15 protein-coding genes are annotated in these 24,485 nt (G+C 56.3%); 4 read left to right on the forward strand and 11 right to left on the reverse strand.

Translation table 11 applies throughout. The features are described 5' to 3' along the window. The 5 genes from BDE01S_RS01430 to ppsA form a co-directional block, all read right to left on the reverse strand. Positions 1-3,089: ESPR-type extended signal peptide-containing protein (locus tag BDE01S_RS01430; RefSeq protein WP_255265789.1), on the reverse strand; the 3,089-nt coding region annotated here is incomplete at its 3' end. 1,473 nt (positions 3,090-4,562) lie between these two features. Then, the gene (locus BDE01S_RS01435; RefSeq protein ID WP_082790388.1) at positions 4,563-6,701 is read right to left on the reverse strand and encodes an AsmA family protein; all 2,139 of its coding nucleotides are present in this window, start codon (positions 6,699-6,701) and stop codon (positions 4,563-4,565) included. Positions 6,702-7,014: 313 nt separating this feature from the next. Then, positions 7,015-8,013, reverse strand: coding sequence for a tRNA dihydrouridine synthase DusB (dusB, locus tag BDE01S_RS01440; RefSeq protein ID WP_066076310.1), 999 nt, complete (start codon positions 8,011-8,013; stop codon positions 7,015-7,017). A gap of 49 nt (positions 8,014-8,062) precedes the next feature. Further along, positions 8,063-8,839 (reverse strand): TatD family hydrolase, encoded by a 777-nt coding sequence (locus BDE01S_RS01445; protein WP_066076313.1) that lies wholly within the window; start codon positions 8,837-8,839, stop codon positions 8,063-8,065. Between the two features lie 372 nt (positions 8,840-9,211). Next, on the reverse strand, positions 9,212-11,599 hold the full coding sequence (gene ppsA / locus BDE01S_RS01450) for a phosphoenolpyruvate synthase (protein WP_066076316.1): 2,388 nt from the start codon (positions 11,597-11,599) through the stop codon (positions 9,212-9,214). Positions 11,600-12,079: 480 nt separating this feature from the next. Here ppsA and ppsR point away from each other — a divergent pair, with 480 nt between their 5' ends. The 4 genes from ppsR (at position 12,080) to glnD (ending at position 16,798) form a co-directional block, all read left to right on the forward strand. Then, the gene (gene ppsR, locus BDE01S_RS01455) at positions 12,080-12,901 is read left to right on the forward strand and encodes a posphoenolpyruvate synthetase regulatory kinase/phosphorylase PpsR (protein WP_066076319.1); all 822 of its coding nucleotides are present in this window, start codon (positions 12,080-12,082) and stop codon (positions 12,899-12,901) included. A 193-nt stretch (positions 12,902-13,094) separates the two neighbouring features. Beyond that, positions 13,095-13,808 (forward strand): SIMPL domain-containing protein, encoded by a 714-nt coding sequence (locus BDE01S_RS01460; protein ID WP_066076322.1) that lies wholly within the window; start codon positions 13,095-13,097, stop codon positions 13,806-13,808. Between the two features lie 95 nt (positions 13,809-13,903). After that, entirely contained in the window at positions 13,904-14,182 is a 279-nt protein-coding gene (locus tag BDE01S_RS01465; protein ID WP_066076326.1) for a helix-turn-helix domain-containing protein, read from the forward strand. Positions 14,183-14,239: 57 nt separating this feature from the next. Beyond that, positions 14,240-16,798 (forward strand): [protein-PII] uridylyltransferase, encoded by a 2,559-nt coding sequence (gene glnD / locus BDE01S_RS01470; RefSeq protein WP_066076329.1) that lies wholly within the window; start codon positions 14,240-14,242, stop codon positions 16,796-16,798. 115 nt (positions 16,799-16,913) lie between these two features. On the opposite strand, the gene BDE01S_RS01475 is transcribed toward glnD, so the two are convergent. The 6 genes from BDE01S_RS01475 to BDE01S_RS01500 all read right to left on the reverse strand — a co-directional run bounded on the left by BDE01S_RS01475 (position 16,914) and on the right by BDE01S_RS01500 (position 24,379). Next, positions 16,914-18,824, reverse strand: a complete 1,911-nt coding sequence (locus BDE01S_RS01475) for an amylosucrase (protein ID WP_066076332.1) — start codon at positions 18,822-18,824, stop codon at positions 16,914-16,916. Between the two features lie 285 nt (positions 18,825-19,109). Further along, positions 19,110-20,408 carry an adenylosuccinate synthase gene (locus BDE01S_RS01480; RefSeq protein WP_066076347.1) on the reverse strand — a complete coding sequence of 433 codons (1,299 nt, stop codon included), beginning with the start codon at positions 20,406-20,408 and terminating at the stop codon, positions 19,110-19,112. A gap of 29 nt (positions 20,409-20,437) precedes the next feature. Next, positions 20,438-21,589 (reverse strand): ATP phosphoribosyltransferase regulatory subunit, encoded by a 1,152-nt coding sequence (locus BDE01S_RS01485; RefSeq protein ID WP_066076335.1) that lies wholly within the window; start codon positions 21,587-21,589, stop codon positions 20,438-20,440. 220 nt (positions 21,590-21,809) lie between these two features. After that, positions 21,810-22,565 carry a 1-acylglycerol-3-phosphate O-acyltransferase gene (locus tag BDE01S_RS01490; RefSeq protein WP_066076338.1) on the reverse strand — a complete coding sequence of 252 codons (756 nt, stop codon included), beginning with the start codon at positions 22,563-22,565 and terminating at the stop codon, positions 21,810-21,812. Between the two features lie 66 nt (positions 22,566-22,631). After that, a complete protein-coding gene (gene mutM, locus BDE01S_RS01495) occupies positions 22,632-23,459 on the reverse strand; it encodes a bifunctional DNA-formamidopyrimidine glycosylase/DNA-(apurinic or apyrimidinic site) lyase (RefSeq protein ID WP_066076341.1) in 828 nt (275 codons plus the stop codon). Between the two features lie 278 nt (positions 23,460-23,737). Further along, a complete protein-coding gene (locus BDE01S_RS01500; RefSeq protein ID WP_082790387.1) occupies positions 23,738-24,379 on the reverse strand; it encodes a methyltransferase in 642 nt (213 codons plus the stop codon). Between the last annotated feature and the right edge of the window lie 106 nt (positions 24,380-24,485).

Raw genomic sequence — 24,485 nt, forward strand, 5'->3', positions numbered from 1 at the left:
GCATTGATCGCGTTAACCAAGTTCGTGCTGTTCACAAAACCTGTGGTATCGCCTGTCTCTTCAAGTGCGCCGCTCGGAAGTGCGCCCACTTCGCCTTCAGTGATGTTCACTTCAGGGATATTCGCCACAAGCTGACCATCTTTGTTAATGGTGATGGTTGAGTTATCTATGTTTGCTGCGACGTTATAAGTACGCACGCCGTTCGCGTTCAGAGTGCCGCCAGTGATGGTTACACCTTGATCGCCAGTTACTAGGGTGTCGCGCGCGTCAACCTTGTAAACAGGCGCACCTGATGTCGCGGTATTGGTAACGGTGGTGTTATTGCCTGATACCACGGTCGCACCAGACAGCTTGCCATTATTATTGACGATAGAGCTGCCGTCCACATTGACATCAAAGGTAATGTCGCCGTCAATCGCACGCGCAGTCGTTGCTTTGCCATCAACGAAGTTTACATCGCCTTTATTGCTGATGGTTTCAGCTTTTGTGCCGTTCACGCTGGTGGTGAATGACTGCATGCGGTTGCCGACTTCTTGGGCGACCATATACAGCTGCGAGCCGTTAATCGCGTCCGTAGAAGTCGCGTTGATACGGCCTGCTGCTACATTGTGGATTTGGCGCTCGTTGCCTTCACTGCCAACGGAAACCACGCTGATGGGCGCTGCACCGGCAAAGTTACCGTACTTAACACCGTTAACCTCCGCCTCTTTTGTAACTACAGCCGCAACAGTCGTTGCGCTGTCGCCTAATGCCACAGAACGGTTAACCGAAGCACTGGCATCAGCACCCAATGATACGGCGCGCGTAGCCGAAGCATTGGCTCGGCTACCCAAGGCTATCGCATGATTACTGGAAGCACTCGTTTGCGCACCCAATGCGATTGCACCCTCTTTTGAAGCGCGGGATACGCGGCCCATTGCCAACGCATCAGACGCATTGGCAATGGCGTTATTACCCACCGCAATTGTATGGCTGCTTACCGCTTGTGAAAATGCACCAATCGCAATCGCCCGGGCATCAGCCGAAACGGCAGATGAGCCTAACGAAATCGTATTTTCACCGTTTGCGTTGGTATTTGCCCCTAAGCCGACGGCAATCGAATTGATACCTTCCGATTTGGCACTCACACCGACCGCAATCGATTTAGTACCTATCGCGCCGCCTTTTTCGTTATATCGTCCCAAGTTGGTTGTCGGACTTCCCACAGACTGGGTAGCTGTACCGTCATTTACATGGGTATAGCTGCTCGGCAGATCGACCGGCGTGCCCGCAGAAGTGACAGCGGTCAGCGCGCCATTCACAATTTTGATTGTCGAATCATCGACCTTAACGTCAAAAGTAATGCCTTTATTTGGCGCAGCCTTATTATCTACCCGTGCGGTAGTCGCATTACCGTCGACAAAGTTTACAGTGGTATCAGGCGTACCTTTTGTGCTGTCGCCGATGGTTTCAACCAAAGTACCGTTTACTTGAGTGGTAAACGGCACGGCGCGGCCGGCCACTGCGCTGGCTACGGAATACAGCTGCGAGCCGTTTACTGCATCGGTAGAGGTTGCGCTAATCAAACCTGCCGCAACATTTTGCAGACGGCGGGGTGAATCGGCAGTGCCCAAAGATACGACGGAGTTCGGGTTTGCACCGGCAAATGCACTCATACCGCCTGCTGCGCCATAGGTAATACCGCCGATGGAGGCTGTTTCGTATTTGGTTGTACCGGCAGAAGTCGGCGTTAAACCTGATGAAGTAACGGAGTTAGAGCCTAAAGCAACAGAATTATCCAGCGTTGCCTGCGCGCCTACGCCGATCGCAGTTGCATTTTGAGCAGATGCAGTCGCCGCATTACCCAAAGCGGTGGCACTGCTGCCTGAGGCATTCGCATTGGCGCCCAGGGCTGAAGATTTCACGCCGCCGGCAAGCGCAGTATCGCCTACTGCCGTTGCATTCGCTTCGGTGGCTTTCGCCTTACTGCCCACTGCGGTTGCGCTGTGTGCGCTGGCAACACTTTCGTTACCCAAAGCGTTCGCATTTTGGGCGCCGGCATTGGAATTGACACCCAAGGCGGTAGCCCATGTACCCGAGGCATTGGCGCTGCTACCGACTGCTGAAGACTGGGAGCCGCTTGCATTAGCATTCCCGCCAATCGCCGAGGCAATAAAGCCCGAAGCATTGGATTCCATACCAACCGCCGAGGCGCCTACGCCGGTTGACTTGGATAAAGTACCCACCGCCAAGCTGTCTCTCATTAGCCCAACCTGATCAGGGTTATTGGGATCAATATTTTTATCAACAACATGGGCTTCAGCGCCCTCACCGATGGCAATACCGCGCAGCGATGTGGCATTGGCCCGCTTACCGATGGCAATTTGGCCGCCGTTAATCTGCCTAATCACATTACCCGCACGCGCCTGCTCACCGATAACCACATGGCCGGATACCGAATTTTGAGCCTCACCGAATTGCGAGCCGTTAGCCGTATATTGCAGCTCCAAATTCGGAATGTTGGGATCTCTGATAACCTGCGCTTCACTACCGATAACCACCGAGCCTGCCAACGCAACCGTGTCACGGCCAATGGCAACAGACGCCATACCGTAAGCATTGGCTTTATCGCCAACAGCAATACCTTGGCGCTCCGATGTTCTCGAGTTATGACCGATTACAACGGAGTTTGCACCATTGAAACCAGTCACCCCGACAGTATTACGATTGCCGATAGATACCGTGTTTTCGTACAGAGCTCGCGAATGCGAGCCGATTGAAATCGCGTCATTAGCAGTCGCTGTAGTATTGTTACCCACGGCGATTGCCCAACCGCCTGACGCAGTTGCAACACCTGCTCCGCCAGTAATCGCAACACTGCCTAAAGCAGATGTTGCAAGTTTCAAATCGTTTCCATTTGGACCTGCAGTATATGCCGCCAATGCCTGAGGGCTACCCATCAGCATCACCGCCGCCGCCACGGATGAGGCGATGGTCTTTACAGTGCTGACCGTTTTACTGCTTGCTTTCCCCTGAGCTTTACCAAGCTCCGAAACCGCTTGGAAAATACCTTTCGAGCGGTTAAATATCACTTTATAAGATTTATTCACGTATATAAGCCTTTAAAAGATAGACGTGATTTGCAAAAGCCGAAGCATACAAATCACAATAAATAATGCCGGGCCGCCAAACCGAAGGCTTCGCAGCCCGGCATCTCCATGTAGCCAAACATCAGCTGCACACAGATACCAGAATAAAAATGCGCGGATCGCGCATTTTTCATATCACACTCTTTAACAGAGCTTTACTGACTTTGTCCTCATAAAATTTCTCCGAGGCAGCCGGCATATTTATACAACATATCGGCTGATAGCTTTCAGCTCGGCTATTATATCGACATTTGATTTACATATCATCTTTTATTAGAATTTATTAACGCAAATCAAAACTCATTTGTCTTATTTTTCATACGAAAAACCAGTATGTAATATCAGCTATAGGTAGTAGGTAGTAGGTAGTAGGTAGTAGGTAGTAGGTAGTAGGTAGTAGGTAGTATTTTAGCATATATAAATTAATTTGATAATACTAATTTAATTATTAAATTTTATATAACTTATTTTATTTTTAAATGAATTAATATATTTTATAATTTATTTACATTAAAAGCCGTCTGAAAAACTGGATTTTTCAGACGGCTTTTTTATTGAACACAATACAAAAAACAAACAGTAAGATGAAGACAGTACAGATAACACCATGACGTAGGACGGGCATCTTGTGACCAAAGGAAATCACGTTACGGGACCTGTCGCTTTGCCGCAAGGCAAAGAAAATAGCTTAATAAGAGGTTTATCTCATTCTGTGAATGAGCGACGGGCAGGGATGCCCGTCCTACGACTATAGCCCCCTCCCGACAACAAAAGATTGACACATTTCAAAAAAGCCGTCTGAAAAATGCAATTTTCAAACGGCTTTTTTTATCGGACACAATACAAAAAAACAAACAGCAAGATAAAGACAGTACAGATAGCACGCAATGACGTAGGACGGGCATCCTGTGACCAAAGGAAATCCCGTTACGGGACCCGTCGCTTTGCCGCAAGGCAAAGAAAATAGCTTAATAAGAGGTTTATCTCATTCTGTGAATGAGTGACGGGCAGGGATACCCGTCCTACAGTCTGTTTTTGGTATCAAAGGATATTTTTATGTTGATGGCTTTCATTCTGTTTAAAACCTTACAGGATAATGCTTTCGGTAGGTTTTAATACTTTCTCCCTATAAGCCGGAAATTTCAATGACGTAGGACGGGCATCCCTGCCCGTCGCTTTGCCGCAAGGCAAAGAAAATAGCTTAATAAGAGGTTTATCTCATTCTATGAATGAGCGACGGGTCCCGTAACGGGATTTCCTTTGGTCACAAGATGCCCATCCTACAGTCTGAAAAACTGGATTTTCAGACGGCTTTTCCCGCATCACTATGCCTGTTTTTTAATCAATCTGATAATCTGCTTATTTATCAAACACCAAAACAGATTATCCACAACGGCATGCACACAATGTCAGGATAACTGTATCTTTACCGGCCTAAGGCGCGCGTTTCTCTGCCTGACCTGACGGCGGGCTGAGCCATTTCCATTGCTCTTTCAGGGTATCGGCCAGGGCTTTCTGTTTTTCCTCGGGCGTACTCAGGCCGTCGGTCAGGCGGTTGTAATCGAGGGTGACGGAGGGGTTATCCACCGGCCCGCTGATTTTCAGGGGAACGGGCTTGGCGCGGGGGTAGCGCGGGTTGCGTATCAGCAGGTTTTCGGCCAGCTCCTGCTTGGCAAAATCGGTATAGCCGCTGCCGGTCACATACAGGCTGTCGGAGGTCAGCTCGGTGTTTTCGTGATAGCCGATGCCGTCGGTAATGGTGCTGCTGAGGGTAAAGCGACGGAACGGGGTTTGCCGGTCGGCGGCGGCCTGGCCGACTTTGCCGCTTTGCAGGATATTGTTTAAATCGATGCCGTGCCAATGGCCGTCTGAAATATTCAGGGAAAGGCTGCCGTTGAGCGATGCGCTCAGGCTTTGGCGGTCGCGCCCGCGTGCGCGCAGGTCGATGTCGGCATCGCCGTTGCCGCTGATGGTATGGAAGCCGAACAAATCCCTCAACAGCGGGCGGATGCGTACGCCGCGTGCGTTTTGCTGCAGATGGTAAGACGGAATTTCGGTATTGGTTACCACCAGGCCGCCCTGCGTGCGCCCGCCGTACAGCCCGGCCTGAAAGCGGCTCAAGGCCAAACGGCTGCGGTCGGCCTGTAGATGGGTTTCGACATCGTCCAACTGCAGACCGGGAATTTGGATGCTCCCGATGCGTAAGTTGGCATCCAGCTCGGGCATACGGGGGTGTTCAAACAAGGCGGGGTAAGCCTTGCCGCCGCTGCTTTGCAGGCTCTGCCAATACGGTATCAGGTTGAGCTTTTGCAACGCCAGCCCGGCTTCCAACACGGGCACGCGGCCTTCTTCGGCATGGTAGCGCAGCTTGAGCGCCAGCGGCTGGCGGTCGAACAGGCCGGTAAAGCCGCCCTGCCAAGCCTGCGGCCCGCTCCATTCGACGCTGCCCTGCAGATTGGTGTTGTAGCGCGGGGGGGCGGGATCGGTCAGACTTTCCTGCCAAGCGGTCAGTTGCAGCTGCTCGGCTTTCACGCCGCGGCTGTGCTGCCACATCAGGTTGCCTGCGGCGGTAAACTGGGTTTGCTGGTACACGGTTTTATAGCGCCCTTTGATTTCGGCGCTGTCCAGCGTGGCAATGCCCGGCCGCCATACCGCTTTGTCGAGTTTCACGGCGGCATCCCATTGCTGCCCACCCTCTTCCGCGGTAAATGCGCCGCTCAGCGTATTCAGATGCAGGCGTTCGGGCTGTAAGCTCCATTGGGGAATCTGCACGCTCAAATGGCCGTTGGGGTAGCTGCTGTCGGCACGCAAAGCGGTATCGTCGGCATACAGGGTCTGCGCCTGCACATCGATACGCAGAGCGGCTTCGGCGCTGATATTGACAGGATGCTGATTCAGACGGCTTTGCGCGTTTAAGGTAAACGCCGGTATCTGCCAGCCCTCCGCCGATGCTTTCAGCATGCCCTGCCCCTGCCACGCCAAAGGATGCGCGTCATGCGGCAGCGTGCCGATGATGCGGAAACGGCGGCCGTCTGAAACCGGCGCCTGCAGGTTGATGCCGAAATCTTCCACCACATAATCCGCCTGCCCGACGCGCACTGTCAGGCGGCTGCCGGCCATATTCACGCGGTTAACCGCCATCTCTCTGCCCGGCAGCTGCCATAAATCCTGCAGACTCCAGCTGCCGTCCGCTTCCCGCTCGATGCGGATTTCTGCGCCCTCTGCCTGCCATTTTTCAATCACCGGCTCCTGCTGCCACAAACTGCGCCAGGCAAACCCGATTTGCGCGCGTTTGATATGAATGGCGGCATCGCGGCGGTCGGGGCGCGAAATAATGAGATTGTGCAGGGTCAGCGTCGGGCGGGGAAACCAACTCCGCCCGATTTCCTCATCAAAGCGCACGCTGCGGCGCGTGTCCTTCAAAGCCGCATCCGCCCGGCTCTGGATGCGCTCGTGGCTGAAAACGTGGTACACCGAAGCGGTCATACCGACAAAAAGCAGCAGCAAGGCGGTGCTGCCGAAAACAATCAGTTTCAGCCAGCGTCTTCCGGAATTAAACAGGCGATCGGGCATAATGGTAATCATTCTTTGGGAATGGCAGAAGTATAGTGTAATGCGGAAAAAAACGAAACGTGTAAGCCAAATGGCCGCTCATGCTCTCAGCCTACGCAGTTTGACTTTTTGGAAACCGCACTGATGCTCAATAGCGGCTTAAAGATTGAAAAGGCTTCGACTTCGCTCAGCCACCTGTAGGGCTTGGGATAGCCGTCTGAAAATTGAAGATTTTCAGACGGCTTTTTTTTGATGGACTGTTCGGGGCGTTGCCGGGCATGTGCCTGAAATAAGGCAAGATACGTGGGATTTTATGTATCTGAAAACCACACCCTTACCGATAGCTGCACGCCCATGTGTCGGTATGCTCGGGCAGGCGGCGCAGGAATTCGGCGACGGCATCGTATTGCGCGGGGGCTTCGGCGATGCGGTTGATGTCGCGGCGGGCAGCTTCGCCTCCGGGCAGGGGGTCTAGATACCAGCCTATGTGTTTGCGGGCGATGCGTAGGCCGGCTTCTGCGCCGTAAAATTCGTGCAACGCCTGCAGATGGGCTAACACGGTGCGGCTGCATTCTGCCAGACTTAAAGGCGGGGGCAAAACGCCATGCTCTCGGTAGTGTTTGAGGTCGCGAAACAGCCACGGCTGCCCTTGTGCGCCGCGCCCAATCATGATGCCGTCGGCGCCGGTTTGCGCCTGCACGGCGGCGGCTTTTTGCGGGGAGGTGATGTCGCCGTTGACCCACAGGGGGATTTTCAGACGGCTTTTGACTTCGGCAATCAGGCCGTATTCGGCCTCGCCTTTGTACATTTGGGTGCGGGTGCGGCCATGTACGGCCAGCGCGGCGATGCCGGCTTCTTCGGCGATGCGGGCGATGACGGGCAGGTTTTTGTGTTCGTCTGCCCAGCCTAAACGGGTTTTGAGGGTGACAGGTACGCCCGCTGCGGCGACGACGGCCTGCAGGATTTGGGCGACCAGTTTTTCGTTTTGCATCAGGGCGCTGCCGGCGGCGACGTTGCAGACTTTTTTGGCGGGGCAGCCCATGTTGATGTCGATGACCTGCGCGCCCAGCCCGACGTTGTAACGCGCGGCTTCGGCCATGACAGCAGGGTCGTTGCCCAAAATCTGCACGGCGATGATGCCGCCTTCTTCGGAAAAGTCGCTGCGGTACAGGCTTTTTTTGGTATGGCGCAGCGAGGGATCGCTGGTCAGCATTTCGCCGACCGCCCAGCCTGCACCGAATGCGCGGCACAGGCGGCGGAAGGGTTTGTCGGTAATGCCCGCCATCGGTGCCAGGGCGATGGGGGTGTCGATGGTGTATGGGCCTATGTTCATGATGTCTTTGCGGTATATGCCGTCTGAATGTTGCGGATATGCGGGCAGCTCAGGCCGTCTGAAAAGCGGCCAGCAGCCTGTCGGTATTGGCTTCGGTCTGCCGCGCCAGCGTGTCGATGCCGATGCCGAGTATCTGCGCGGCTTCGGCGGCGATGGCACGGATATTGGCGGGGGTATTAACGGCGTTTTTCAGCATAAAGGGGCTGTCGGTTTCTAAAACGATGCGCTCAAGCGGCAGCTGCTTGAGGGTGACGCGGATTTTTTTGGCGGCGGGGTTGAGCAGCAGCGAGCCGATGCCGATGTAAAAGCCCAAGCCTATCAGCTGCCGCGCTTCTTCCGCGCTGCCGGAAAAGGCGTGGATAATGCCGCCCTGCGTGAATTTTGCGGCTTTCACGGCGGCAGCCAGCGCGGCGCCGGCTTTGACGTTGTGCACAATCACCCGCCGCCGGTACTGCTGCGCCAACACCAGCTGGCGGATCAGCACGGCTTGCTGCTGCGCCCCATCCGCCCGCTCTGTTTTCAGGGCATCCAAGCCGATTTCGCCGACCCACAGCTGCGGGTGCGCGGCCAATAAGGCTTCCAGCCGCTGCCAGTCGCCCTCTTCCGTTTCGGCGGCAAACCAGGGGTGTATGCCGGCGGCGCGGTGGATGCGGGCTTTTTCAGACGGCTTTTCAGGGAAATCCAACACAGCCTGCCAATCCTGCGGCCGGGTGGCGGGCACGATAAAGCGCGTGACGCCCGCGGCTTCGGCGGCGGCCAATACATTCGGCCAATCGGCCTGCAAGACGGCTTCGGCCAAGTGGCAATGGGTGTCGGTAAAGTGCATGGTCGGCTTCCTGCCGTCTGAAAAACAGGGGTTGGGGGTATTGGGGAATGTTTAAAAATTCAATATGGACAGGCCGGGCTGTAAGGCCGCTGTGGTAAGGTTTTGCCGGGTTGAAGCCCGGCCTACGCGTTACTTAAATACAGCCTGAAATCTTCGTAAAAATCTTAGACTTCTCAGCGACGTCATTCCCGCCTGCGCGGGGGAAGCGCAGCGGACTTGCGAAGCTAATGACGTCGCTGAGAATATAAACGCTTTTATAATGTTCTCAGGCTATATCCGCACAAACCGTATTGTAACGTGTAACACCGCCCCGCGCGTAAAAAAACCGCCTTATCCAAGATAAGGCGGTTGCTTGATTTTCAGACGGCCGGATTATTTTTCCAGCTCGTTGGCCAGATACAGCCAGGTTTCAATCACGGTATCCGGGTTGAGAGACACGCTTTCGATGCCCTCTTCCACCAGCCATTTGGCGAAATCGGGGTGATCCGACGGGCCTTGGCCGCAGATGCCGACGTATTTGTTTTGCTTGCGGCAGGCGGAAATGGCCAGATGCAGCATCACTTTCACCGCCGGGTTGCGCTCATCGAAGGTTGCAGCAATCGGGCCGCCGCTGTCGCGGTCGACACCCAAAGTCAGCTGGGTCATGTCGTTCGAGCCGATGGAGAAGCCGTCGAAGTATTGCAGGAACTGCTCTGCCAGCAATGCGTTGCTCGGTACTTCGCACATCATAATCAGGCGCAGGCCGTTTTTGCCGCGCTCCAGGCCGTGCTCTTTCAGGATTTTAATCACGGCTTCGGCTTCGCTCAGGGTACGCACGAACGGAATCATGATTTCGACGTTGGTCAAGCCCATGTCGTCGCGCACGCGTTTCAGGGCTTTGCACTCCAGCGCGAAGGCTTCGGTGAAGTCTTCGGAGGTGTAGCGCGCCGCGCCACGGAAGCCCAGCATCGGATTTTCTTCGTGCGGCTCGTAGATGTTGCCGCCGACCAAGTTGGCGTATTCGTTGGATTTGAAGTCGGACATACGCACGATGGTTTTGCGCGGGTAAACCGATGCGGCCAGCGTGGCCACGCCCTCGGCGATTTTATCGACGTAGAAATCTACCGGCGATGCGTAACCGGCGATGCGGCGGCCGATTTCGGCTTTCAGTTCGTCGTCTTGTTTGTCGAATTCCAACAGGGCTTTCGGGTGGATACCGATTTGGCGGTTGATGATGAATTCCATACGCGCCAGGCCGATGCCTTCGCTCGGCAGGCCGGAGAAGCTGAACGCCAATTCGGGGTTGCCGACGTTCATCATCACTTTTACCGGGGCTTTCGGCATATTGTCCAAAGCCACTTCGGTCACTTCCACATTCAGCAGGCCGTCGTAAATCAGGCCGGTATCGCCTTCGGCGCAGGATACAGTGACTTCTTGGCCTTCAGACAGCAAAGAAGTGGCGTCGCCGCAGCCCACTACGGCCGGAATGCCCAATTCACGCGCGATAATCGCTGCGTGGCAGGTGCGGCCGCCGCGGTTGGTCACGATGGCGGAAGCGCGTTTCATCACCGGCTCCCAATCCGGGTCGGTCATATCGGTCACCAATACGTCGCCGGCTTCCACGCTTTCCATTTGTGATGCGTCTTTCACCAGGCGCACTTTGCCCTGGCCGACTTTTTGGCCGATGGCGCGGCCTTCGCACAAGACTTTTTTCTCGCCGCTGATGGTGTAGCGGCGCAGGCTGCGTTTGCCGTCTTCTTGGGATTTCACGGTTTCAGGGCGCGCCTGCAGGATGTAGATTTTACCGTCCACGCCGTCGCGCCCCCACTCGATGTCCATCGGGCGGCCGTAGTGTTTCTCGATAATCAGCGCGTAGTGTGCCAGCTCGGTGATTTCTTCGTCGGTAATCGAGAAGCGGTTGCGGTCTTCTTCGGGCACGTCGATATTGGTGACAGACTTACCGGCTTCGGCTTTGTCGGTGAAAATCATCTTAATCTGCTTGGAACCCATGGTTTTACGCAGAATGGCCGGTTTGCCCGCTTTCAGGGTCGGCTTGAAGACGTAGAACTCGTCGGGATTGACCGCGCCCTGTACGACGTTTTCGCCCAGGCCGTAAGAAGAAGTGATGAATACGACTTGCTCGTAGCCGGATTCGGTATCGATGGTAAACATCACGCCGGAAGAGCCGCTGTCGGAGCGCACCATGCGCTGCACGCCAGCAGACAGGGCCACGATGTCGTGCTCAAAGCCTTTGTGTACGCGGTAAGAGATGGCGCGGTCGTTATACAGGGAAGCAAACACATGGTGCATGGCTTCTTTAACGTTTTCCAGGCCGTTGATATTCAGGAAGGTTTCCTGCTGACCGGCAAAAGATGCGTCCGGCAGGTCTTCGGCGGTGGCAGACGAGCGCACGGCTACGGAAATGTCCGCGCCGCCGGCATCTTCAACCATTTTGTTCCAAGCCGCTTCGATTTCGGCATTCAGCTGCTCGGGGAAAGGGGTATCCAAAATCCATTGGCGGATTTCCTTGCCGACGCGCGCCAGCTCGGCAACGTCGTCCACATCGAGTTTCGCCAAGGCGGCGGAAATACGCTCGCTCAAACCTTCGTGCGCCAAAAACGCGCGGTAGGCATCGGCGGTGGTGGCAAAGCCGCCCGGCACGCGCACGCCTTTTTCAGCCAGCTGGCTGATCATTTCGCCCAAAGAGGCATTTTTACCGCCCACGCGCTCCACATCGGTCATGCGCAGGTTTTCAAACCAAATCACGTAGTCTGCAGCCATTTTTCATCCATTCGTCTGTATGTTAAAAAAGAAATGAATCAGCCCGATTATTCTAAGGCATTCAATCCCGCCCTGTCATGTATTTTATGCCGCCGCTGCGGTTTGTGCCGTCTGAAAAATTGCGGGCGGCAGGCGTGTAGTAAAATGAAACAAGCGGCGCGCGCATCCGCCAAACCTGCTTATTTCCTTGTAATTCTTAGAATTTAAAATAAGTTAATGAATTTCAAAACATTCAATAAATATGATAAATTGGCATAAAATTCCAATTTTTTTAAATTTATTTATATAAAATGTGTATTTTAATTTTATTTGATTCTGTTGTAATGTGGTGTAATCTTAACAAAAGCCGCTTTATCTTCACGCCCGCTCTTGCTATGATGGCTGCTTGGCGCCTGCTTTGCAGCCGTCTGAAAACAGGCAGGATGCCCCGCCCTTTACCCTATGATTGTTGATACCCCGCCCTATTGATTAAGGAACACCATGACCGCACCGCGCCATATCTTCTATATCTCCGACCGCACCGGCCTTACCGCCGAAAACATCGGCGAAGCCCTGCTCAACCAATTCGGCAACCTGGAATTCAAACGCTCGACTTTCCCGTTTATCGACACGCCGGAAAAAGCCATGGCGGTGGTGGAAAAAATCGAGCAGTCGGCGCAAACCGGCGGCCAGCGCCCGATTACGTTTGTCAGCGTCGTCAACCGCGACATCCGCAACATTATCCAATCGGCCAACGCATTCCACATCAATTTTTTCGATACCTTCCTGCCCGACTTGGAAAAAGAGCTGCATACCGAAGCCACCCAATCGGCACAAGGGCATCACGGCATCGTCGATACCGACCGCTACGATGCGCGTATGGAGGCGGTGAACTTCTCCCTCAGCCACGACGACGGCATCAGCGATAAAAACCTGCAAGAAGCCGATGTGATTCTGATGGGCGTATCGCGCTCGGGCAAAACGCCGACCTGCCTGTATCTGGCCATGCAATACGGCATCCGCGCCGCCAACTATCCGCTGATTCCCGATGATTTGGAATCGACCGACCTGCCGCGCATGATTAAGCCTTATAAAGACAAAATCTTCGGCCTGACCATTCAGCCCGAACGCCTGCAGGCCATCCGCCAGGAGCGCCGCCCGAATTCGACTTATGCCGAAATCCGCACCTGCCGCAGCGAAGTCAACGATGCCCAGGCCATGTTCAAACGCCACAATATTCCGTTTACCAACACCACCGATAAATCGGTGGAAGAGCTGGCCGTGCACATTCTGCAGGCCTGCAAGCTGAAACGCCGCTTCTAAACGCCTTTTCGCAAGCAGCGCGAGACAATACGCCCAAAGGCCGTCTGAAAACCTGATTTTTCAGACGGCCTTACATTTATTTGCGACCGGCGGGGTTATACTCGCCGTTTCAGCGTACATCTTTTTAAATGACTATAAAACGGCAGGCCGCACCTGCCCGCCCGAATATGCAAACTTTAAGAAAGGACACCCGATGACGCTCCGTACCGTTTCGGCCGCGCTGCTGCTGGCCGCCCTGCCCGTGGCCGCCGAGCCTTTGAATTACAACGTAGTCGAGTTTTCCGAAAGTGCCGTTACGGAAGTAGCCCGCGATACCATGACTGCCCGCTTCCAAGTGACTGCGGAAGGCAAAGACCGCACCGCCGTTAACGCCGCATTTACCCGCAAATTCAACGCGTTCAGCCGCAAAGCACAGGGCAAGCCGTTTCAAACCGAGCTGACCGGCCGCAGCGCCAACCCGCGCTACCAATACAACAACGGCAAGCGCACGCAGACCGGCTGGATTGAAACCGCCGAGTTTAAAGTCGAAAGCCAGGATTTTGCCGCGCTCAACCGCCTGATTGCCGAAACGCAAAACGATGCCAATCTCGAGCATTCTTCTTTCAGCGTCTCCAAAGCCAAGCGCGAAGCGGCGATAGACGAAGTCAGCAAAGCCGCGCTCCTGCGTTTCAAAGACCGCGCGCAGTCGCTGGCGGGCACTTTGGGCTTTTCCGGCTATAAAATCGTGAAACTGAATTTGGGCCACATCGGCAGCCGCACCATCGGCTACGACAGCTACCAGATGAAAATGAGCCGCGCCGCGCCCATGATGGCTTCGGCCGGCATGGCTGCCGATGCGGAAGCCGCGCCTGTGCTGCCCGGATCGGAAGAAATCAGCATCACGGTCGAAGGCGCGATTCAAATGTAATGCCCCTAAAGGCTTCACGGCAGCTTCACGCTGCCGTTTTTCTTTTCCGCACCAGTTAAGGTAGAATCAGCGCATCAAGCGACAAAGGATATGCCATGAGCAACAAACTGACCGCCCCCGCCGAGCTGCCCGACGAAAACGATTTGCGCGCCGTTTTGGCCTACAATATGCGCCTGTTCCGCGTCAACAAAGGCTGGTCGCAGGAAGAGCTGGCCCGCCAATGCGGCCTCGACCGCACTTATGTATCGGCGGTAGAACGCAAACGCTGGAACATCGCGCTTTCCAATATCGACAAAATGGCCGCTGCGCTGGGCATTCCCGCCTACCAGCTACTGCTTTCGCCGCAAGAGCGTTTGAAGCTGGCCGAAGCCTGAAAAGCCGTCTGAAAAACACCGCCGCCATACTGACCCACCCTTTTATTCGGAGCCGCCATGTCCAGCAACCAAGCCGCTTATCAAACTTTTTCCGCCCAAAAACAGCAGGCCGCCGCCGCTTTTCTCGAGCGGGGGCGCCCGGCCGCCTTTTTCCGCGCCTATTGCGAAGCGGCGGAAACCCTGCTGCGTGCGCTTTGGCAGCCGTTGTTTGACGGCAGCGGCCTGAGCCTGCTGGCCACGGGCGGCTTCGGACGGGGCGAGCTTTATCCCCATTCCGATTTGGATTTGGCGATTGTGGCGCCGTCTGAAATTTCAGACGGCCTGCAGGAGAAAATCTCCGCCTTTGTTCAAACCTTGTGGGACATGAAGCTCCAGCCCTCGGTTAAAAGCGGCAGTATCGCCGAATTGTGCGACAGCGCGGCGCAAGACATTACCGGCGACACCGCCTTTCTGGAAGCGCGTTTTCTCTGCGGCAACCCCGAAGCGGCGGCCAAGCTGCTCGGTGACACCGCCGCGCAACGCGACGTGGCCGGCTTTACCGAAGCCAAGCTGCTGGAAATGCACCAGCGCCACCACAAATCGCAAGGCTCGGGCGCGGTATTGGAGCCGAACATCAAAAGCTGCCCGGGCGGCCTGCGCGACATCCACACCATGCTGTGGTTGGCCAAAGCGCAAGGGCTGGATACCGCGCCCTCAGCCCTGATTGCCCAAGGCATTCTGACCCGCTCCGAAGCGGTGATGTTAATCCGCAGCTACAAGCAGCTGGCCGCCCTGCGTATCCATCTGCATCTGTGCGCCGCACGCGCGGAAGACCGGCTGATTTTCGACCTGCAGGGTCAGGTGGCCGAAAGCACGGGCATTGGCGACGACAGCCTGCGCCGCAAAAGCGAAAAGCTGATGCGGGTGTTTTACCGCACGGTCAAAACCGTAACCCGTCTCAACGGCATTCTGCTGCCCATGCTTCAGGGGCGTATTTACTCTCCGCTGCAGCACGCGCGTTTTCCGATTGACGACGATTATGTGCAAATCAACAACCAAATCGCCGTATTCGATACCGAGATTTTCCGGCGCAATCCCCGCCACATCTTCAAAATCATCCAGCATCTGCAGGCGCGTAACGACATCACCGCCCTTGAGCCGCAAACCCTGCGCGCGTGGTGGGCGGCCGCCCGCCATATCGACAGCGGCTTCTACGCCCACGAAGACAACCGCCGCCGCTTTGTCGGCTTTTTCCGCAACGGCCAAGGGCTGACCCATGTCTTGCGTTTTCTCAATCTTTACGGCATTCTCGGCAGCTATCTGCCCGCCTGGGAAAAAATCGTCGGCCTGCTCCAGCACGATCTGTTTCACGTTTACCCCGTGGACGACCATATTCTGACTGTCGTCCACAATATGCGCCGCCTCGCGCTCGACAGCCACAGCCACGAGCTGCCTTTCGCATCCGCGCTGATGCAGGGTTTTCCGCAGCAATCCGTGCTGTATCTGGCCGCCTTTTTCCACGACATCGCCAAAGGGCGCGGCGGCGACCATGCCATTGAGGGCATTGCCGATGCGCGGCAGTTTGCCGCCGACCACTTTCTCAGCCCGGAAGAAGCCGACCTGCTGGCCTGGCTGGTGGAAGACCATCTGCTGATGTCGGCCGTGGCCCAAAAAGAAGACATTCAAGATCCCGACGTATTGCGTGCCTTCTGCGCGCGCGTCAAAACCTACGAGCGGCTGGTCGCGCTCTACCTGCTCACCATCGCCGACATCCGCGGCACCAACCCCAAGCTCTGGAACACCTGGCGCGCCAGCCTGCTCGAAAGCCTGTTTCACGCCGCCGCCCGCTACCTTTCCGGCAGCGGCAACAACGCCCGCGCCGTATTCAGCCTGCGCCAGCAGGAAGCCGCCGAACTGCTCACCCGCACCGGCGCACCGGAAAAGCAGCAGAAAAAACTGTGGCAGGCGCTCGGCTCGGCCTATTTTGCCCGCCATCAGACGCGGGAAGTGCTCTGGCATACCGCCAATCTGGTGCACGATTTCGAAACACCATTGGTACGCAGCCGCATCCTGCCCGAGAGCGACACCTTCCAGGTGATGATTTTCATGCCCAACGGCCCGCGCCTGTTTGCCCGCCTCTGTCGTATTTTCAGCCGCCACGGTTTCGACATTCTCGCCGCGCGCGCGTTCATCACCGAACACAATTACATTTTGGATACCTTTATCGTCCAAATCCCCGCGCAGCACGCTCCCGACGATTACCCCAATATCCAAAGTGCGTTGGAAGCCGAGTTGAACAGCTTTATCCACGGCCACACGGTATTGGATCAGCAAAGCTACGGCTACCGCCTGAGCCGCCGCAGCCGCTATCTGGCCATCGCCCCGAGCGTCACCATCACCCAGGAAGAAGACTACCCCGGCTGGTACACCGTCGATGTCATCGCCGTCAACCGCGCCTACCTGCTGGCCGACCTGGCCGAAGTCTTCTTCGCCCACGATGTCAGCCTGCGCTATGCCAAAATCGCCACCCTCGATGAACGCGTGGAAGACAGCTTCATCGTGTACGGCCCGAGCCTGGAAAATCCGAAACACCAGCAGGCGCTCAAGCAGGCCTTATCGGAGCAGCTGGTTGTGTGATGCTTATGTGTTGTCGCAGAATACTAAAAAGCCGTCTGAAAACGATATTTTCAGACGGCTTTTTGCGGCATTTTTGAACCGGTAGGCGGCATCAACCGTTTTCTGCCGATGCTATTTAAGCGATTTCCAGCCACATCACTTGATACGGTTTCAAAACCAAATCCTGATCCAGGCGCACGGTTTGGCCGCTAATCAGGTCTTTGGCCTGCGCGGGCATGGCTTGCAGCGTGTGGCGGGAAATGGTTTGGGCAAATTCGCTGAAGTTGCCGAATGCCAGCAGCGCTTGGTTGCGGATATAGCCGATGATGTGTTTGTTGTGGGTATGGAAGGTCAGCAGGCGGCCGCCGTCGAAGCGTTTGTTGCTTTGGCGGATGCGGATCATGTGGCGCAGGGCTTGGTAAATCTGCCCGGCGGCGGTGCTGTCGTCATGCCGTTGGCTGTAGAGCGCGTCGTTGTAGCGCGGGCGGTGCGCCCAGCGGCTGTCGTCGGCCTTGTTGGCGTCGAGATGCCAGCTTTCGTCGTTCAGCGTGCCGACTTCATCGCCCAAGTAAATCAGCGGCAGGCCGCCGGTGCTCAGGGCGATGCTGTACACCAGCTTGATGCGGTCAACGGCGTGCGGGTCGTTTTGCGCCAGACCGGCTAAGGCGGCGGCTGTGCCGCTGACGCGGCAGTCGCCGGTAGCAGGATTAAACTGGAATGGCACGCCGCGGGCAAAGCTGCCGTCGAAATGGTTGACGAAGAAGCGGTTGAGGAACTGGCGGTGGTCGTAGCCGTTGATGCCGAAATAGGCTGCGTCTTCATCGGCAAACGTCCAGCCGATGTCGTCGTGGCTGCGGACGTAGTTGACCCAGGCGGTATGCTCGGGCAGGTTGTGGCGATAGGTCAGCGCCTGCTCCAAGAGATTGACTTCGCGCGTGGCCAGGGTATTCCACAGCAGCGCCATCTGCAGGGGGTTGTAGCCGATTTGGCACTCGTCCTGCCCGATATACTGCACCACTTCGTCGGGGTGGACAATGGCTTCGGATTTGAAGAATACGGCCGGCGCGGCGATACGCATCACGGCGTTGAACGCGCGGATCAGGGCGTGCGCCTGCGGCAGGTTTTCGCAGCTAGTACCCATCTGTTTCCAAATAAAGGCGACGGCATCCATACGCAGGATGTCCACGCCCAAGTTGGCGAGAAACATCATTTCGCCCGCCATGGCATTGAAAACCCACGGGTTGCTGTAATTCAAATCCCATTGGAAAGAATTGAAGGTCGTCCACACCCAACGCCCGTCTTCCAGCTGCGAGAAGCCGCCGGGATGCTGGTCGGGGAAGATTTCCCGCAGGGTGCGGTCGTATTGGTCGGGCATCCAGCGGTCGGGGAAGATATAGTAGAAATTGTCATACAGCGGATTGCCTGCCGCGCATTCTACCGCCCACTGATGCTCGTTGGAGGTATGGTTGAAAATGAAATCCACCACGGCGGAAATGCCTGCTTCGTGCAGCGCTTCAATCACTTCGCGCAAATCGTCGATTGTGCCCAGTGCGGGATTGACGTCGCGGTAACTGCTGACAGCATAGCCGCCGTCGCTCTTGCCTTCCGGGCATTGAAACAGCGGCATCAGGTGCAGATAAGTCAGCCCCAGTTCCTGAAAATATGGGATTTTGGCTTTCAAACCCTGCAAATCGCCGGCAAACAGATCGACATAGCACACGCCGCCGACCTGCTTGTGCGACAAAATCCAATCCGGATCGGCTTCGCGCGCGGCATCGATGGTTTTCAGATTGCGGCTGCGTTTGGCATAGCTGTGCCAAGCGTTGGCCAGCAGCTGCTCCAGCATCGGCAATACTGCTTCATTGCTGCCATAAACATTGTCCAGTTCGTGCATCAGCTTGGGAAAATGCTGCTGCAGGCGCGCGCCGAACGTTTTCCAGTCTTCCGATTGGGTAATGCTTTTACGCTGTTCCGGCGTATAAACGGACAAAATATGGTTTTTCAAATGCTGCAGGGACAAATCGACCTGTTGGGTTCGGCTCAGCATGGCGTACTCCAGGGGTGGGAAAGGTGTTGTGAAGTCTTGTTGCGGCATAATCCGCTTATGTACCGTCGGCACTCATGGCCGGTATGGCTTTACGGTTTACGCCGTTATTAAATCCGGCTGTCAATCATACTGGAAGAATGCCCCCTTGCCTAGTAAGCCGCTTTCGGGATTTCTGCTTTTTTTCAAATCATTAGCCTTTGTTGGATATACATCAAAAAGCCCCTCGATAACGAGGGGCTTTTTATAGTCGGAGAAATTAATTTCTCCGACTATAGCTGACGGATATCAGGCAAAAGGATGATGCAACACGATGGTTTCTTCGCGGTCGGGGCCGGTCGATACGATGGCCACCGGTGCGCCGCAGACTTCTTCGATGCGCTTCAGATAGGCTTTGGCGTTTTCCGGCAGCTTATCGTATTCCTTCACGCCGAAAGTCGATTCGCTCCAGCCCGGCATGGATTCATACACCGGCTTGCATTGCGCCACCAAATCCGAGCCCAGCGGCAGAATATCGGTGCGGCTGCCGTCGGGCAGCTCGTAGCCGACGCAGATATTGATAGTTTCGATGCCGTCCATCACGTCCAGCTTGGTGATGCACATACCGGAAATACCGTTGACCTGAATCGAGCGTTTGAGCGCAGCGGCGTCAAACCAGCCGCAGCGGCGGGCACGGCCGGTAACCGAGCCGAACTCGTGGCCGCGTTCGGCCAAGCCCGCACCGATGTCGCAGAACAATTCGGTCGGGAACGGGCCGGAGCCTACGCGGGTGGTATAGGCTTTGACGATACCCAATACATAATCCAGCATCTGCGGGCCGACACCGGCGCCTGCGGAAGCCGCACCGGCCAGGCAGTTAGAAGAAGTCACAAACGGATAAGTGCCGTAATCGATGTCCAGCAGCGTACCCTGCGCGCCTTCAAACAGCAGTTTTTCGCCTTTTTGGTTTTTCTCGTTCAACACGCGGGACACATCGGTCATCATCGGCACGATGCGCGGCGCGACTTTTTCAATCAGCGCCATCACATCTTCCACTTTCACCGGCTCGGCATGGTGCAGATGCTGCAACTGAACGTTGTAATACGCCAAAATCGCTTCCAGTTTCTCAGGCAGCTTGCCCAAGTCCAGCAAGTCGCCGACGCGGATGGCGCGGCGGGCGACTTTGTCTTCGTAAGCCGGGCCGATGCCGCGGCCGGTCGTACCGATTTTCGCTTTGCCGCGCGAAGCCTCGCGTGCTTGGTCGAGCGCGATGTGGTAAGGCAGAATCAGCGGGCAGGTCGGCGCGATTTTCAGACGGCCTTCCACGTTTTTCACGCCGGCGGCATTCAATTCGTCAATCTCGCCCAGCAATGCTTCCGGAGAAACCACCACGCCCGAGCCGATAAAGCAGTCGAGCTGTTCGTGCAGAATACCGCTCGGTATCAGGCGCAGAATGGTTTTCTTGCCGCCGACAACCAGCGTGTGGCCGGCATTGTGGCCGCCTTGGAAGCGCACCACGCCGGTGGTTTCTTCCGCCAGCCAGTCAACAATTTTACCTTTGCCTTCGTCGCCCCACTGTGCGCCGATTACTACCACGTTTTTAGCCATAAAATCCAACCTTTTACTGAATACAATCATTAAACGCCGACAATCTGCCAGCTGCCGTCGATGTTTTTCAGACGGCCTGCAATATTGGCGGAGCCGTTATGCTCCATGCCGTAATCCACAATCACGCACTGCCCCTGCGCACGTAGCTCGGCAACGGCTTCGCGTGCCGCCGCCGCATCCTGCTGCGCCACCATAATGACCGGGCTGCGGCCCGCATCGGGCAGGCGGCCGATAAAGGTGCGCAAATCGAAGCTGAAGCCCGTAGCCGGACGCGCCCGGCCGAAATGCCCGCCCAAGCCGTCGTAGCGGCCGCCGCGTGCCACGGCATCATGGCTTTTCGCCCCGTAAGCCGCATACAGCAGGCCGGTATGGTAATTGTCCACACGCAGCTCCGACAAGTCGATATGCAGTGCCTGCTCGGGGAATGCGTCGCACACCGCCTGCAGCTCGTCCAAAGCCTTGCCGACAGCCGACAAATCGGGCAGCTTCGCCCGCGCCGCAGCCAGTATTTCGCGCCCGCCGTACAGCGTCGGCAGCAGGGAAAAGGCTTTCGCCCACATACCGTCGAGCTGCCAGCCCGCCACCAGTTTGCGGACGGCTTCCGCATCTTTATCCTGCATCAGCGCCAAAAGCTGCGCCGACTGCTCGCGGTCGAGATGCGCCGCTTCCGCCAACGCGCGGAACACGCCGATATGCCCCAGCGACAGCAGCACATCGCCGAAATCGGCCAGAGCCATGCTTTTCAGCATCAAATCCACCAGCTCGATATCGGCAGCAATGCCATCGTAGCCGTAAAGCTCCGCGCCCACCTGCAAAGGCTCGCGCGTGCTGAAAAAACCGTCGGGGCGCGCGTGCAGCACTGCACCGGCGTAACACAGGCGGTTGATGCCGTTATTGGCCGACAGCAGATGCGCGTCGATACGGGCAACCTGCGGCGTGATGTCGGCGCGGATGCCCAGCTGGCGGCCGCTGATTTGGTCGGCCACGCGTATGGTTTTCAAAGAAAGACCGGCGTCGATATGGGTCAGCAGCGAATTGCTGTACTCCATCAGCGGCGGCTGCACCAATTCGTATCCGTGCACGCGAAACAAAGCCAAAAGCTGCTCTCGCGCGCTCTCCAGCTGCCGCGCCATGGTCGGCAGCACGTCGGCAACGTGTTCGGGTAACTGCCAAGACTGCATGAAAATACCTTTGTAAACGCAAATAAACGCAAAAAGGCTGTCTGACCAAAATCAGACGGCTTCTCTATATGATGCCGCCCTCCGGCTTTCGGGCGCACAGCCCCGCCGGCAGATTATCCGGATTTCAGTCAAACAGCCCCGTGTAGCGGCAGAACCGCCGAGTTATAAAACCAAACTTTAACATAAAATAGCGGAAAGCCAAATAAAATTTGACTTCCCCCTATTCCGCCACTTTGGCACGCACAAAAGCCTCGGCCATATCTTTCAAAGCATAGCGGTCTTTGCCCGCATAATCCGCAGGCGTAATCAGCGGCGCGAAATCCAGGCGGATGCGGATGCGCTTCATCGACACAATCCGCCACAGCGACACAGCCAGGCTCACATCGGCATAAGACGGCGCGGTAGAACGCTTGCCCGCTTCATCGTAATAACGCAGCGCCAGCACCTGCACGGGCGCGCCCGCATCCAGCGCGGATTGAAACAGCGCCGCTTTAAACGGCAGCACACCCTCGCCCGAAGAAGTACGCGCTTCTGGGAAGAAGCTGACGTTTTTCCCCGCACGCAAAGCCTCGCTCATCGCCTGGTTAATCGGCTCGATGTCGCGGCGGGAATCGCGGTTGATAAACACCGTACCCGCGTTCCGCCCCATTTTGCCCAATACCGGCCAGCGGCTGATTTCCTGTTTGGCGATAAAACTGCTCGGACACACCGCGCTCATCACGAAAATATCCAGCCACGACACATGGTTGGCCACCACCAGCATGCCGTCGGCGGCTTGCGGCAGCTGCGGCGCAACTTCCCATTCGACATCCAAAGCTTCCAGCGCGCCCCGCCCCAAGTCCACCAGCGCCTGACGGCGTTGCAGCGGCTGCCCGCCGTCGATGCGGTTAAGGCTTCGGCCGGTGCGGTAAAGCCATCTGCACAGGCGCAGCAGGCGGCGGATACGGGTCAGAAAAGGAGCTTTTTGTGAAGACATTATTATTTATCCATCAAAATCAAAAAGGATGCATGCCGCGCGTCAGCACGCATTTTTCAGACGGCTTTAGGTTTGGCAGCCGCCGCAATAAAACGCGCTGCGCTGCCCGATAACGGCTTTTTCCACCGGCCGGCCGCATTGGCGGCAAGGCTGCTGATGCCTGCCGTAAACAAAATATTCCTGCTGGAAATAGCCGCTTTTGCCGTCACTGTTAACAAAGTCCCGCAGCGTGCTGCCACCGGCCGCGATGGCGCGCGTCAGGATATTCCGTATGCTTGCCACCAGCAGGGCGCACTCCGCTTCCGATACGCAGTTGGCCGGGCGGTGCGGCGAGATGCCGGCGGCAAACAGGCTCTCGTTGGCATAAATATTGCCGACGCCCACCACCAGCGCGTTATCCATCAAAGACAACTTCACAGCCTTTTTCTGCTTTTGCAGGCAGGCATACAGATATTCGGCGGAAAAGGCTTCGGAAAGCGGCTCGTGGCCCAGCTTCTGCAACAGCGGGTGATGCTCGGCAATGCCCTCATACCAGAGCACCGCGCCAAACCTGCGCGGGTCGTGATAGCGCAATACCGTGCCGTCTGAAAAAACCACATCGATATGGTCGTGCTTGCCGGGCGCATCAATCCGCCCGTCGCCCGCAGTAAAAATCCGCAGGCTGCCCGACATACCCAAATGTATCAGCAGCATACCCGTCTGAAAACGGATAATCAAATATTTGGCACGCCGCCCGCACTCTTCCACCCGCTGCCCGCGCAAAATCTCAGGCAAATCCGGATGCACCGGCCAGCGCAGTTTACCTTGGCGCACGCAGACATCGGCCACCGTTTTCCCTTCTATATGCGGAGCGACGCCGCGCAGCGTGGTTTCCACCTCCGGCAATTCCGGCATAATATTCTCCAATCACCATCATCATATCTGCCGCGCTGCCCGAAGCATACAGGCATACGGCGGCGCAGCGGATATGTATATCGTTATCCAAAATCGGTCTGTACAACCTTGCTGCGGCAGAGGGTTTACTTTTTGTTATCAAACAATCAATTTAGCCAACCCGATACCGAAACGCATATTTTTCAGACGGCCTTTCGTATCGATAAACTGCCCGCAAGCAGATGCGCTATAAAAACCTGTATTACCCGTCATCCATGCCGTCTGAAAAACCGGCCGCATCAGCCGCCCGAATCCGACACCCTAACCGCACCCAACACCAGCGGCGCTTCATCCGTTTGCAACCGGCACTCCGGCAAAGGGTGCACGCCCGCAGCCTGTTTCACCAACACCAAGCCGTACACCGCCGCATGCTGCGGCCACCAGCGGTCGCCCGCCTTTTCCAAACCCTGCCAGAAACGGATTGCACCGCCGCCTTTTACCGGCGGCAGATACACCATAAACTTGCCGTATTCCACCGCAAAACCCAAAGCCTGCGCGTGCCGTTTCAAATCGGGAAGTGCCAAGCAATGCCGACGCTCGGGCAGGCGCACGCCGTCGAACCAGCCGCTGGCATACCATAAAGAATGCGGGTTAAACCCCGTCAGCACCAGCCTGCCCCCTGCCTGCAGCGCCGCCGATGCTTCGGCCAGCGAGCGCAGCGGGCAGCCGCCGTATTCATGGCTGTGCGGCAGCAGCAGCATATCCAGCGCACCGCGCGCCCAAGCCATGGCATCGGCTTTCATCACCACATCTTCGGGCACGCGCACGATATTTTCAGACGGCTCCAGCCAGCTTCCGCCCAGCTGCGCTACCCGCATTTTGCCCGCCGCCGCATATTGCGCGAAAAAAGCACGTTCCTTTTGCGCCACATAGCGACCCATTGCGGCCTGCTCGAACCATTTCGACACATTCCCCTCCTTGTTCAGAACGCGATGCCTTCCCTTAATAGTCGAAGAACTGAATTTCTGCTACGGCGTTGGCTCGCCC

Origin of the sequence: Bergeriella denitrificans NBRC 102155 (genome assembly GCF_001592185.1) — a bacterium.
Lineage (GTDB): Bacteria > Pseudomonadota > Gammaproteobacteria > Burkholderiales > Neisseriaceae > Neisseria > Neisseria denitrificans.